This window comes from Arthrobacter sp. zg-Y844 (assembly GCF_024385465.1).
GTDB lineage: Bacteria > Actinomycetota > Actinomycetes > Actinomycetales > Micrococcaceae > Arthrobacter_B.
On sequence record NZ_JANFLS010000002.1, the window covers coordinates 308,154 to 321,474 of the forward strand.

Sequence of the window (13,321 nt, forward strand, 5' to 3'; positions counted from 1 at the left end):
CCTGCGGCGCTACTTGATGCGGCGCAGGTTGAGCGGGTAGCGGTACGGCCGGCCGCGGTTGCACTCGATGCCCGCGATCACCGAGGACACAGCCACGTAGACCCAGATCATGGCATTGAGCACGGCGAAGAAGCCGCCGATCTCGGGAATGAAGGACAACGCCCAGACGGTCAGGGCAGCAATGCTGGGCGGAAGCGTGAAGTTCAGGGCTTCCTTGGATTCCTGGGCAGTGAACGGACCGCGGTCGCGGAACACCAGGTAGATGATCAGTGACGGAACAAAAGCGAGGATGCCGCCGAAGTGCGCCAGAGTTGCCCACTGCCGGTCTTCGGACGCGGTCAGCGGCAGTGCGTTGGCCGGAGCCCCCTGGTAAACAGGACGCTGCGCTCCGCCGTGTTCTTCCGGTCGGGGGCGGTGGTTCTGGCGTGTGTTGGACACGGCGTATTTTCCTTTTGGCTCACGGTGACACAGGGTCGGTCCACTACTACGTATTCCTCAAGAGTACTGGCTCGCACGCTTCCTCACGGAAAGGAATGAGGCAGTGCGATGCGCGTCTCACCCGGGAACGGTCAGGAAATCGATGACTTCCTCCACTCGTCCGAGCAGTGACGGTTCCAGATCCGCATAGCTGTTCACCTGCCCCAGCAGCTTCTTCCAGCCCATTGCGACGTCGATATGGTCGCGGTGCGGCCAGCCCAGTCCCTGCAGGATGCCGGTTTTCCAGTCCAGGTGACGGGGGACCACGGGCCAGGCGGTACGCCCGATCACGGACGGCTTGATGGCCTGCCAGACGTCCACGTACGGATGCCCGACAATCAAGACATTGCCCGGCGCGCCGGGGGAGGTCATCGCCTCGGCGGCAATGCGCGATTCCTTGGAGCCCGGAACCAGGTGATCCACCAGGATGCCCAGCCTGCGTCCGGGGCCCGGGGAAAACTCCCGGACCGCGGAGTACAGGTCGTCGACGCCGTGGAGGGGCTCGACGACGATTCCCTCCACCCGCAGGTCATCGCCCCAGACCTTCTCCACCAGTTCGGCGTCGTGCTTGCCCTCCACCCAGATGCGGCTGGCCCGGGCGGTGCGGGCGCGCTGGTTGGCGACGCGGACCGAGCCGGACGCCGTCCGGGCCGGACCTGCCTTGGCCGCCGCCGCAGCCGCGGGCACAACTTCCACCGGCTCGCCCTCGAGCAGGAAGCCGAAGCCCAGTTCGAAGGATTTCTTTTTCCCGCGCCGGTCTTCCAGCACCATCAGGTGCAGTCCGCCGGATTTCTCCACGCGCACCACCGCACCAACCCAGCCCGAGGCAACGTCCTCAAGGACCAGGCCGGGTTCGGCGCCGACTTTGCGCAGGACGGTCCGGGCCGGCGCGGTGATGTCCTGCGGACCCCAGGAAAAGCTGGACACGGAAGTTGCCTCACTTACGGTTCTGATCGGGCGGAAACCGCAGCAGGCCGCGGGTTCCTCAATGCTAGCAACGCTGCCGATCCGTACTAGACTTGGCACTTGAACACTGTGAGTGCTAAACGTCCGGTGCTCTGCCCACAGGTCACCGCGCAGGTCAACACGCAAGTAAGAATGCCGAGCAACCGCCGAGCACACCGCCGATCAACAGGGAGGGAAATCCATGAGTGAGCCACGCCGACTCGAGGTCCTCCGCGCCATTGTTGAGGACTACGTCCATTCGCGGGAGCCCGTGGGATCCAAGGCACTTGTGGAACGGCATCACCTGGGTGTTTCCTCGGCCACCATCCGCAATGACATGGCCGCCCTTGAGGAAGAGGGGCTGATCACCGCCCCGCACACGTCCGCCGGGCGCATCCCCACCGACAAGGGCTACCGCCTGTTCGTCGACCGGATTTCCGACGTCAAGCCGCTCTCCGCTCCCGAACGCCGCGCCATCCAGTCGCTGCTGGAAGAAGCCGACGACCTCGACGATGTGATGGACCGTACCGTCAGGCTGCTGTCGCAGCTGACCAACCAGGTGGCCGTGGTGCAGTACCCGCATCTGGGCAATGCCAAGGTCCGGCACATTGAATTTGTCCTGCTGGCTCCGGCGCAGGTGCTGGTAGTGCTCATCTCGACCACGGGGCGGGTGGAGCAGCGCGTAATTACCGTTCCGCAGCCGGTGACGGAGCCGGACCTGAGTGACCTGCGCCAGCACTTCCTGTCCGCGTTGGCAGGCACGCCGCTGAGCAGCATCACGAGCCAGCTGGCCAATGCCCTTGCCACGGTGCCGGCCGAACGCAGGCGCGTGGGCAACTCCCTGGGGCACTGCCTGGAGCAGCTGGCCGGCATCAACCGCGAGGACCGCATGGTGATGGCAGGGACAGCCAACCTGGCCCGCTCCACTGTAGACTTCCCGCTGACTATCGGTCCCGTGCTCGAAGCGCTCGAGGAGCAAGTGGTGATGCTGCGGCTGCTGTCGGAGATGGAACAGGATGCCCGCGGCGTTGCCGTCCGGATCGGCCGGGAGAATCCGTACGGCGGATTGTCGGAAGCCTCGGTGGTGGCTACGGGATACGGTCCCGACGCCACCGCGAAGGTCGGCATTCTCGGTCCCACGCGGATGGACTATCCCACCACCATGGCAGCGGTGCGAGCCGTGGCCAGGTACCTGTCCCGAATACTGAACAACTAACGCGGTCCCCAGCAGTTACGGACCCGCCTGCCGGGGAACCGGCGGGAACCCAACCTCCGTCTTCAAAGTTTGAAGGCACGCAATACAGGAAAGCGATGTGCACGAGTGAGCGATCACTACCAGGTTCTGGGTGTCGGACGAGACGCCACCGGTGAAGAAATCAAGAAGGCGTACCGGAAGCTAGCCCGCAAGCTGCACCCGGACGTCAACAATGCTCCGGGCGCCTCGGACGAGTTCAAAGCCGTATCGCACGCCTACGAGGTTCTTTCCGATCCGGAAAAACGGCGGATCTACGACACCACGGGCAACGAGAACGGCAACGACAACGGCTTCGGAGGCGGCGGTTTCGGCGCCCAGGGGTTCGGTTTCCAGGACATCTTCGACACCTTCTTCGGCGGCGGCGCCCCGGGCGGAGGACGCGGACCGGCCTCACGCAGCCGCCGCGGACAGGACGCCCTGATCAACGTCCGGATCGACCTCAAGGATGCCGTCTTCGGCACCAACAAGAAGATCGACGTCGACACTGCAGTCGTCTGCCCCACCTGCGACGGTTCCTGCTGCCAGCCCGGCACCTCTCCGCGCACCTGCGACATCTGCCACGGCACCGGTCAGGTCCAGCGGGCGGTCCGCTCGATCCTGGGCCAGGTCATGACCTCGGCACCCTGCGGCACCTGCAACGGCTTCGGCACCGTCATCCCCGACCCCTGCCACGAGTGCTCCGGCGAGGGCCGCGTCCGCAACCGGCGTACCCTGACCATCAAGATCCCGGCCGGCGTCGCCACCGGTACCCGGATCCAGCTCGGCGGGCAGGGTGAAGCCGGGATGGCCGGCGGTCCCGCCGGCGATCTCTACGTGGAGATCCGCGTCAACAATGACCCGACGTTCCTCCGTGACGGCGACGACCTGCACGCCACACTCACCATCCCCATGACTGCCGCAGCGCTGGGAACCACCGTTGCACTGGAGACCTTCGACGGCGAACGCGAAATCACCGTCAAGCCCGGCACGCAGTCCGGCGAGGTGTCCGTCCTCAACGACCTGGGCGTCACGCACCTTCGCGGCCACGGCCGCGGCGATCTTCGGGTGCACCTGCACGTGGAGACCCCGCAGAAGCTGGACTCAGAGCAGGAGGAACTGCTCCGCCGCCTCGCCAAGCTGCGCGGCGAGGAATACAGCGAGGGAAAGCTCAACAGTTCAGGCAACGGCGTTTTCGCCAAGCTGCGGGACCGTCTGGGCAACCTCTGAGATGACCAACCCGATTTTCTTCGGTGACCCGGCGCAGGTGGCGGCGGCCGGGCCCGGAGACATCTTCCGTCTCGAAGGCCCGGAAGCTCGGCACGCTGTATCTGTGAAGCGCCTCGGAGCCGGTGAAAGCGTGGACGTGGTCGACGGCGCCGGCCGCCGGCTCACCGGCACGGTAACGGAAACCGGTGCGTCGCTTCTGGAACTGCGGGTGTCAGGTGTCATCGACGAACCGGTCGAGCCCGAACGGTTCTTCCTGGTCCAGGCGCTGGCCAAGGGGGACCGGGACGAGCAGGCAGTGGAAGCTGCGACCGAGCTGGGTGTGGACACGGTGATCCCGTGGCAATCCGACCGCAGCATTGTCCGGTGGCGCGCCGAGAAGGCGGTTAAGGGACAGGCCAAATGGCAGGCCCTGACCTTTGCCGCTGCCAAGCAGTCCCGCCGTTCCCGCATCCCTGCGGTGGAGCCCGCGCTGGACAGCCGTGCCCTGCCGGCCAGGCTGGCGGAACTTGACCTCGTCCTTGTCCTCCATGAGGAGGCCGACGTGCCGCTGGCGGATGCGGTGCGTGACCTTGGCAGGCGCGGTCCGGACGAGGCCTCCGCCTCCATTGCGGTAGTCGTGGGTCCGGAAGGCGGCATCAGCCCCGCCGAGCTGGAAGCGCTGCGCGGGGCCGGAGCGGTCGCCGTCCGGCTCGGACCGCATGTGCTGCGTTCCTCCACTGCAGGTCCGGCAGCGCTGGCTGTGCTGAATTCGCTGCTCGGCCGCTGGTAGGAAGCCCGCCGGGCTAGCCCTCCGGATCCTCCCGGGAAGCAGAGACCGTAATGCGCTTGGAATCCCCGGCGGTTTCCTGCCCGCTGTAGAAGACCCGGAGGCTGTATTCGCCCGGGGCGAGGGAAGCTGTGAAGCTGAATTCGCCCGTCTTGCCGGGCGCCTTGTCCAGTTGCACGCTGCCGGAAGCCGCAGCCCCGGCCGACGGCCTGCCGTCCACTATGGGTTCGGCCCGCCAGAGCAGTTCAACCGTCTGCGCCACCGCAGTCCCGCTGACCTCGACCTCGGTGCCCCGGATCTGGGATTCCTGCGGATCAATCACCCAGATCGGTGCCACCAGCGCGGGATCCCTGTGCAGCGGCTCCTCCAGGGTCACATGGCCGAACGCGCGGTACCCCTCCTTGCCGTCCACCAGGATCGCCACACTGCTTTCCTGCCCTACGGTGGTCAACCCCGCGTTGGCTGCTGCTGCCGTGGCGGTGTAGACCAGCTGCTGCACTGCACGGTGGGCCATGCCCGAGTCGAGGGAGCCCTTGAACGCGTCCGAGGAGATGTCCACGGTAATGACGTTCTTGCTGGAAATGGATGCGGTGACGCTGTCCGCCGCGTGCCAGGGAGTGAAGTAGTCCTGGTCCAGCGGTTGGGCCGCCGTCATGGCCTGGACTGCCTCGCCGATGGGATCACCGGTGTTGTCCGAGGAGAGGAACTCACGGTAAAGACTGACCGTCGAGTCGTTCCGTCCCAGCCAGTACACCGGCATGAGCGTTCCGGCGGAACTGGCCTCCGCCGGCGGGGAGACCGTCATCGGAGCAGCAGCGGAGGCCCCTGAGCCGTCGAAGGATGACGGCATCGTGATGGTGGGATTCTCGGCTAAGACGCCGCATCCACCCAGCCCCAGCGCAGCCGCGGCCAACAGGGAACCGGCCAGGAAATACCGCTGGCGAAGCCCTCGGAGACAGGACGTTGCGTCGTTGGATCCGGCGTCCATCTATCCTCCTCTGGGGTAACTCGAAAACGTACGTCTTCAACCTTTGCACATGCTTTGGGGCCTTCCCGTGCCGTGGACGGGCCAGCGCCCGGACTGAAACACGATTGAGACATCACCGTTGCGGGGCCGAGACAAAAACCCGATGCCGGTCGGTTCGCCGGGGAGCACATCAAGTAAGATTTAGGTAGCGTGCGGTGCGCGGCGCGTCGTCCGGGACCCGCGGAAATAATCGTCTGTACCAGGGCGTTTACTTTCCCGGGACGGATGGCCGGACCGGCCGTCACCACCGTAAAAAGTTCGAAGAACTTTAAAACCAGACTCTATAAGGGGCGATGAAAGGCCTGAAAGGGCCGTCTATATGACCGAATCTTCAACGGAAATCGGCACCATTCGGCTGGACAACCAGACAATAGTCTTTGACTCGACGGAACACATGGTCCAGTCACTGGGTGCCAATGATGAGGCGCTCAGGATCATTGAGACGGCAAATCCCGAGGTAAGCCTGATGGTGCGCGGCAACGAACTGTCCGTGTCCGGCCCCGCTGCAGAGGTGGAACAGACCGTACGCCTGGTCAACGAAGTCCGTGTACTGGCCCGCCACCAGACCCGCGTCACGCCGCAGGTTCTCGAACAGCTGATCAGCATGCTCAAGGACCAGAGCACCCACCGCCCGGCCGATGTCCTGACGCAGAACATCCTCTCCACCCGGGGAAAGACCATTCGGCCCAAGACCCTGAACCAAAAGAACTACGTGGATGCGATTGACCGCAACACGGTGGTTTTCGGCATCGGTCCTGCGGGCACCGGCAAGACGTACCTGGCGATGGCCAAGGCAGTGCAGGCCCTGCAGCAAAAAGAGGTCAACCGGATCATCCTCACCCGTCCGGCAGTGGAAGCGGGGGAGCGGCTCGGCTTCCTTCCGGGGACGCTGAGCGACAAGATCGACCCGTACCTGCGGCCGCTCTACGACGCCCTGCACGACATGATGGACCCCGAATCGATTCCCCGCCTGATGGCGGCCGGCACCATCGAGGTGGCGCCCCTGGCCTACATGCGCGGCCGGACGCTCAATGACGCGTTCATCATCCTCGATGAAGCCCAGAACACCACGCCCGAGCAGATGAAGATGTTCCTTACCCGTCTCGGCTTCGGCTCGAAGATGGTCGTCACCGGCGACGTTACCCAAGTGGACCTGCCCGGCGGCACCGCCTCCGGCCTGCGGATTGTCCACGACATCCTGGGCGGCATCGACGACGTCGCATTCTCGGAACTGCAGGCAGTGGACGTTGTCCGGCACCGCCTGGTCAGTGACATTGTCACGGCCTACAGCGAATGGGACGAGGTCCGGCGCTCCGGCGCAGCCCGCGCCGACGGCGGCCGGTCCAACGGCAGCGGCCATGCCAACGCCGGACGCAACCGGGAGGCCCGCGCATGAGCATCGAAGTGAACAACGAATCCAGTGCACCGGCTGTCGATGAAGAGGAACTCGCCCGGCTGGGCAGGTACCTCCTGGACAGCCTGTATGTCCATCCGGAGGCAGACCTGTCCATCATCCTCGTGGATGAGGACGCCATAGAAAAGCTGCACATCGAATGGATGGATCTGCCGGGTCCCACAGATGTGCTGTCCTTCCCGATGGATGAACTGCGCCCCGGAACCGCCGGCCGGATCACCCCCGCCGGGGTCCTTGGCGACATTGTGCTGTGCCCGCAGGTGGCGGCCCTGCAGGCCGCCGACGCCGGCCACAGCACCGGTGAGGAGCTGCTGCTCCTGACCACCCACGGCGTCCTTCACCTGCTGGGCTACGACCACGCCGAGCCGGAAGAGGAGAAGGAGATGTTCGGTCTCCAGCGCCGCCTCCTTTCCGCTTACCTGGGTAAACAGGCACCCAAGGAGACCCGAAGTTGAGTATTGGTGTCCTCGTCGTCATGGCCATGGCTTTCATGGTCCTGGCGGGCCTGCTCACCGCCGCGGAGTCGGCCTACGGCTACCTGCCCCGGCAGGACGCCGAAGCGCTGCTCCACGGCAAGGCAGGAGCCCCGCTGCGCCGCATCCTGGCGCACCCGGTAGCACACATGCACGCGCTGCGGTTCTGGCGCGTGTGGTTCGAAATGGCCATGGCGGTGTCCGTGGCGACGCTCTTCCAGCTGCTGCTGGACAATATCTGGCTGGCGGGACTGCTTGCCACGGTGACCATGGCTGCCGTCGGTTTTGTCCTCGTGGGCGTCTCTCCGCGGCAGATCGGGCGTAAGCACGTCACCGCCGTCGTTGTGCTCACGGCCGGACTGGTCCGCGTGCTGCGGACCGTCCTGGGTCCGATCCCCGGATGGCTCGTCCGCCTCGGCACCGCCGTCGCCCCCGGCACCCAGGGGCCCGATGCCGCGTTCTTCACGGAAGAGGAATTCCGCGAGCTGCTGGACCGCGCGTCCGATGCGGACATGATCGAGGATACCGAGGCGGAACTGATCCACTCGGTCTTCGAACTCGGCGACACCAAAGTCCGGTCCGTCATGGTCCCGCGCACGGACATGGTGTGCATCGAAGCCGGCAGCACCCTGCGCCAGGCCATGTCCCTGTTCCTGCGCTCGGGCTATTCCCGCGTCCCGGTGATCGAGGACAGCGCCGACCACCTGGTGGGCATCCTCTATCTGAAGGACGTCGCCGCGCAGATGCACAGTGACCCGGAGCGCGCCTCGGTGCAGAAGGTCGAAGATTACGCCCGAAGCGTCCGCTACGTTCCCGAGTCCAAGGCCGTAAGCGAACTGCTGCAGGAACTGCAGCGTGAATCAACGCACGTGGCGATCGTGATCGACGAATACGGCGGAACGGCGGGATTGGTTACGCTGGAGGACCTGATCGAAGAAATCGTCGGGGAAATCGTGGACGAGTACGACTCGGAGCGCCCCGACATCGAAGGCCTCGGCAACGGCCGCTACCGGGTCAGCTCCAAGACCGGGATCGACGACCTTGGTGAGTTGTTCGGCGTCGAACTGGAGGATGATGAAGTGGACACGGTGGGCGGCCTCCTGGCCAAGGCCCTGGGCCGCGTCCCGATTGTCGGCAGCGAGGTAGTGGTCGAAGGCATCGCCCTGCACGCCGAACGGCTGGAGGGCCGGCGCAACCGCGTTTCGCATGTGCTGGCCTGGAACACCGAAAACGAAGAAATCAGCGATGAGGGCAGAAACCCTGCTCCGCGCACCCGCTCTACAGAATTGGTACCCCGTAATGACTGAACCGCAGTTCCGCGCAGGATTCGTTTCCCTGGTGGGCCGGCCCAACGCCGGAAAGTCCACCCTGACCAATGCGCTGGTCGGTTCCAAGGTGGCCATCACTTCCGCCAAGCCGCAGACCACCCGGCACACCATCCGCGGCATCGTCCACCGCGAGGACTCCCAGGTGATCCTCGTGGACACCCCGGGCCTGCACCGGCCGCGGACCCTGCTGGGCAAGCGGCTGAACGAGCTGGTGGCGGATACTTTGGCCGAGGTTGACGCCGTTGGTTTCTGCCTGCCCGCCAACGAGGCAGTGGGCCCCGGCGACCGCTACATCGCTGCGCAGCTGGCGGCCCTGAAGCGGACACCCGTGATTGCCCTGGTTACCAAGACGGATCTGGTGGACCGCGCCGCGCTGGCCAAGCAGCTGATGTCCGTCACCGCACTGGGCAATGAAGTGCTGGGCGAGGCAGGATGGGCCGACGTCGTGCCCGTTTCGGCAGCTGACGGCTTCCAGGTCGATACCGTGGCGAAGGTCCTGGCGGGGCACATGCCCGCGTCCCCGCCCCTGTACCCGGACGGCGAACTGACCGACGAGCCCGAAGCCGTGATGGTGGCCGAACTGGTCCGCGAAGCAGCCCTTGAAGGCGTCCGCGACGAGCTGCCGCACTCCCTTGCCGTGGTAGTGGACGAGATTGTGCCGCGCGAGGGACGCAGCGAAGACAACCAGCTGCTGGATGTCCGGGTCAACCTCTACGTGGAGCGTTCTTCGCAGAAGGCCATTATTATCGGCCGCGGCGGGTCCCGGCTGCGCGACGTCGGAACCACTGCGCGACGCGGCATCGAGGCGTTGCTGGGCACTAAGGTGTACCTTGACCTGCACGTTAAAATCGCCAAGGACTGGCAGCGGGATCCCAAGCAGCTGGTGAAGCTCGGTTTCTAGTCCGGAGCGGCCGGCTCCCGTATCCACAGGAGCTGGCCGTACACTTTGAAGCATTCGTTTGAGCACATTGATTCATGAAGGGGACCGGCTATGTCATCTCGCCGTGCCGCAACGGGCGGCGGCCCCTTGGGAAAACCGACTGCAGGTAAGGGTTCAGCGGAACCGGGCGGGAGGCACCTCTCGAGCGGAGCCGCCGCAGGCCATCCGCTGCTGAAAGGCATCGCCGCGGCGCTGGCCCTGGTCCTGGTCGGCGGGGTGGTCTTCGGTGCCGTCCAGCTGCTGAGGCTGAGGGGCAACTTCGATACCCAGCCCCTGAACCTGGGGTCGAATGACACCCAGGTGGAGCAGGTGGACGCCAACACCGATCCCATGCAGATCCTGGTGCTCGGTACCGACCAGCGGGACGGGCAGGACTCGAACAACTCCGACGTAATGATGCTGGTGAACCTCACGGCGGACCGCTCGAACGTCACCGTGGTCAGTTTCCCCCGGGACCTCCTGGTCCCGCTGCCGGAATGCGAGGATCCCGCGTCCGGCGCGGTGTATGACGCCATGGACCTGGGCCAGCTGAACGGTGCCCTGGGGAACGGCGGACCCGGCTGCACCGTTGCTGCCATCAACGAGGTCACCGGCCTGTCGATCGACCACTTCATGATGGCCGACTTCGATGCGGTGAAGGAACTGTCGAACACCCTCGGCGGCGTGGAAGTCTGCGTCAACCAGCCCGTTGACGACCCGCTCTCCGGCCTGAACCTGCCGGCCGGAGTGAGCAGCGTCCAGGGCGAGCAGGCCCTCGCCTTCCTCCGGACCCGGCACGGGTTCGGCAACGGCGGCGACGAAGGCCGCATCCGCGCCCAGCAAAGCTTCCTGGCCTCCATGGTGCGGAAGGTCAAGGAGGAGGGAACGCTGAACAACCTGCCCAAGCTCTATTCGATTGCGGAAACCGTCACGAAGAACCTCACCGTGGACGAAGAGCTTGCGAACATCCCCGACCTGGTCTCCCTGGCAACCCGCCTCAAAGACGTTGACCTCGGGAACGTTGCCTTCGTGACGGCTCCCGTAGTGCCGTACGAATACGACACCAACCGGCTGGTCCTCGACGAAGCCAAGGCCCAGCCGCTCTTCGATGCACTGGTCTCCGACCAGGGCATCAGTGCGGGCGAAACCCCGTCCCCGGCGGCCACTGATACGGCTGAAGCGGGCACACCCGCGACGACGGAACCTGCCGCGCCCGCCGTGGACCCCGCTGCGGTGCCGGTGACGCTCGTCAACGCTTCGGGCACCGCCGGCCGCGACGCCGCGGTCCTCGCGTACCTCACTTCCAAGGGGTTCACCCAGGCACTTGCCGGCGGCGCAGCCGAGTCCGAGAGCCCGGCCACCCAGATCTTCTACGGCTACGGATATGAAGAGATGGCCCTGGAAGTGGCCCGGACACTGAATATCCCGGGCGTGCAGGTGGTACTCAGCACCGCCTACACCGGAGTTTCGGTGGAGATCGGCGCGGACTTCGCCAGCGGCTCCACCATGGGGGACCTGGGCGATCTGGGTGACCTGGACGGGCAAACCGCGGCCCAGGTTACGTGCCAGACGGCGTTTGGGAACTAGGCGTTCGGCAAACGGGATCGGCTGCATGTTAGTCTGGTCACGTGCACGCAGAGATCCTCCTCCTTAGCTGCCGCGGCGAGGCCACACAAGCACCTGCTTAGGCCGCCCCTCGCTGCGGAGTCTGTGTTGCCCGGCCACTCTTTCTGATGATCGACTAGAAAAGGCCAAACAACACCATGCGTAACGCACAGCAGTCTTCGGGCATGCCGATCTCCAAGTACGTCCCTTTCCACGAACAGATTGCCGTGGACCTGCCGGACCGGACCTGGCCGGACAAGGTCCTCACCAAGGCACCGCGCTGGTGCGCCGTGGACCTGCGGGACGGAAACCAGGCGCTGATCGATCCCATGACGCCCGAACGCAAGCACAAGATGTTCGACCTGCTGGTGAAGATGGGCTTCAAGGAGATCGAAGTCGGTTTCCCCTCCGCCTCCCAGCTGGACTTTGACTTTGTCCGCCAGCTCATCGAGGGGGACCGGATCCCCGATGACGTCACCATCCAGGTGCTCACCCAGTCCCGGGAACACCTGATTGAGCGCACCTACGAATCCCTCGAGGGCGCAGACCGGGCGATTGTCCACCTCTACAACTCGACCTCGGTGCTGCAGCGCCGCGTTGTGTTCAACACGGACCGCGACGGCATTGTCGATATTGCCCTCTCGGGTGCGCGCCTGTGCAAAAAGTACGAGGAGCAGCTGCGCGGCGTCGACGTCACCTACGAGTACTCGCCCGAGTCCTACACCGGCACGGAGCTGGATTTCGCCCTGCGGATCTCCGACGCCGTCGGGGAAGTGCTGGAGGCATCTCCCGACCGGCAGATGATCCTGAACCTGCCGGCGACGGTGGAAATGACCACGCCGAATGTCTACGCAGACTCCATCGAGTGGATGCACCGGAACATTGCCAACCGTGAATCGGTGATCCTGTCGCTGCACCCGCACAATGACCGGGGCACCGGTGTCGCAGCGGCGGAACTGGGCTACCTCGCCGGCGCGGACCGGATCGAAGGCTGCCTCTTCGGCAACGGCGAACGCACCGGCAACGTGGACCTGGTGACGCTGGGCATGAACCTGTTCAGCCACGGCATTGACCCCCAGATCGACTTCTCCGACATGGACGAGATCCGCCGCACCGTCGAATACTGCAACCAGCTCCCCGTGCCCGAACGGTCTCCGTACGGCGGAGACCTGGTCTTCACCGCCTTCTCCGGCTCCCACCAGGACGCTATTAAGAAGGGCTTCGAAGCCATGGAGAAGGAAGCCGCCGCCGCCGGCAGGACGGTGGACGAGCTGCAGTGGGGCGTGCCCTACCTGCCGATCGATCCGAAGGATATCGGCCGCAGCTACGAAGCCGTGATCCGGGTGAATTCCCAGTCCGGCAAGGGCGGCGTGGCCTACCTGCTCAAGAACGAGCACAACCTGGACCTGCCGCGCCGCGCGCAGATCGAATTCTCCGGTGTGATCCAGCGCCGCACGGACACCGCCGGCGGCGAGATCACCGGAGCCGAGCTCTGGAAGGTGTTCCAGGACGAGTACCTGCCGAACACACCGGAGTCCGACGGCGCCGCCTGGGGACACTACGAGCTCACTTCGGTGAACGCGGACACGGCTGCCGACGGCCGCTTCAACCTCACCGCCGCCCTGAGCACGGACGGAATAGTGAAGCGGCGGATGGCCAGCGGAACCGGTCCCATCGCGGCGCTGCTGGAAATCCTGGGCCAGGACGGAATCGACGTCCGGCTGCTCGACTACACCGAACACGCCTTGTCCGCCAGCGGCAACGCGCACGCTGCGGCGTACGTTGAGCTGGCCGTGGGGGAGCGGGTGCTGTGGGGTGTCGGGATCGATCCCAACACGACCATGTCCGCGTTGAAGGCAGTCATCTCGGCCGTGAACCGGGCCATCCGGGACCAGTCCTAGATCGC

At 65.3% G+C, this 13,321-nt stretch carries 12 protein-coding genes; 9 read left to right on the forward strand and 3 right to left on the reverse strand.

What is annotated here, in order from left to right:
* Positions 1 to 9: 9 nt before the first annotated feature.
* Positions 10 to 438, reverse strand: coding sequence for a DUF4870 domain-containing protein (locus tag NNX35_RS08240; RefSeq protein WP_255766287.1), 429 nt, complete (start codon positions 436 to 438; stop codon positions 10 to 12).
* 117 nt (positions 439 to 555) lie between these two features.
* A complete protein-coding gene (locus NNX35_RS08245; protein WP_255867474.1) occupies positions 556 to 1,404 on the reverse strand; it encodes a DUF3097 family protein in 849 nt (282 codons plus the stop codon).
* A 220-nt stretch (positions 1,405 to 1,624) separates the two neighbouring features.
* On the opposite strand from NNX35_RS08245, the gene hrcA reads away from it, so the two are divergent.
* From hrcA to NNX35_RS08260, 3 genes are all read left to right on the forward strand, one after another.
* The gene (gene hrcA, locus NNX35_RS08250; RefSeq protein WP_255867475.1) at positions 1,625 to 2,638 is read left to right on the forward strand and encodes a heat-inducible transcriptional repressor HrcA; all 1,014 of its coding nucleotides are present in this window, start codon (positions 1,625 to 1,627) and stop codon (positions 2,636 to 2,638) included.
* Between the two features lie 105 nt (positions 2,639 to 2,743).
* Positions 2,744 to 3,883 (forward strand): molecular chaperone DnaJ, encoded by a 1,140-nt coding sequence (gene dnaJ / locus NNX35_RS08255; RefSeq protein WP_229951825.1) that lies wholly within the window; start codon positions 2,744 to 2,746, stop codon positions 3,881 to 3,883.
* A gap of 1 nt (position 3,884) precedes the next feature.
* A complete protein-coding gene (locus NNX35_RS08260) occupies positions 3,885 to 4,652 on the forward strand; it encodes a 16S rRNA (uracil(1498)-N(3))-methyltransferase (RefSeq protein ID WP_255766284.1) in 768 nt (255 codons plus the stop codon).
* 13 nt (positions 4,653 to 4,665) lie between these two features.
* On the opposite strand, the gene NNX35_RS08265 is transcribed toward NNX35_RS08260, so the two are convergent.
* Entirely contained in the window at positions 4,666 to 5,637 is a 972-nt protein-coding gene (locus NNX35_RS08265) for a GerMN domain-containing protein (protein ID WP_255766283.1), read from the reverse strand.
* 358 nt (positions 5,638 to 5,995) lie between these two features.
* Here NNX35_RS08265 and NNX35_RS08270 point away from each other — a divergent pair, with 358 nt between their 5' ends.
* The 6 genes from NNX35_RS08270 to leuA all read left to right on the forward strand — a co-directional run bounded on the left by NNX35_RS08270 (position 5,996) and on the right by leuA (position 13,316).
* Positions 5,996 to 7,072 carry a PhoH family protein gene (locus NNX35_RS08270; protein WP_255862969.1) on the forward strand — a complete coding sequence of 359 codons (1,077 nt, stop codon included), beginning with the start codon at positions 5,996 to 5,998 and terminating at the stop codon, positions 7,070 to 7,072.
* Positions 7,069 to 7,545, forward strand: a complete 477-nt coding sequence (gene ybeY, locus NNX35_RS08275) for an rRNA maturation RNase YbeY (protein WP_255766281.1) — start codon at positions 7,069 to 7,071, stop codon at positions 7,543 to 7,545. Before NNX35_RS08270 ends, ybeY begins: the two co-directional genes overlap by 4 nt.
* 20 nt (positions 7,546 to 7,565) lie before the next feature.
* Complete coding sequence (locus tag NNX35_RS08280) at positions 7,566 to 8,870, forward strand: hemolysin family protein (protein WP_370647029.1); 1,305 nt, start codon at positions 7,566 to 7,568, stop codon at positions 8,868 to 8,870.
* Positions 8,863 to 9,792, forward strand: a complete 930-nt coding sequence (gene era, locus NNX35_RS08285) for a GTPase Era (protein WP_255766279.1) — start codon at positions 8,863 to 8,865, stop codon at positions 9,790 to 9,792. Before NNX35_RS08280 ends, era begins: the two co-directional genes overlap by 8 nt.
* Before the next feature lie 90 nt (positions 9,793 to 9,882).
* Positions 9,883 to 11,397: an LCP family protein gene (locus NNX35_RS08290; protein ID WP_255867476.1), complete on the forward strand. Its 1,515-nt coding sequence runs from the start codon at positions 9,883 to 9,885 to the stop codon at positions 11,395 to 11,397.
* A gap of 176 nt (positions 11,398 to 11,573) precedes the next feature.
* Positions 11,574 to 13,316: a 2-isopropylmalate synthase gene (gene leuA / locus NNX35_RS08295; RefSeq protein WP_255862971.1), complete on the forward strand. Its 1,743-nt coding sequence runs from the start codon at positions 11,574 to 11,576 to the stop codon at positions 13,314 to 13,316.
* Positions 13,317 to 13,321 lie beyond the last annotated feature (5 nt).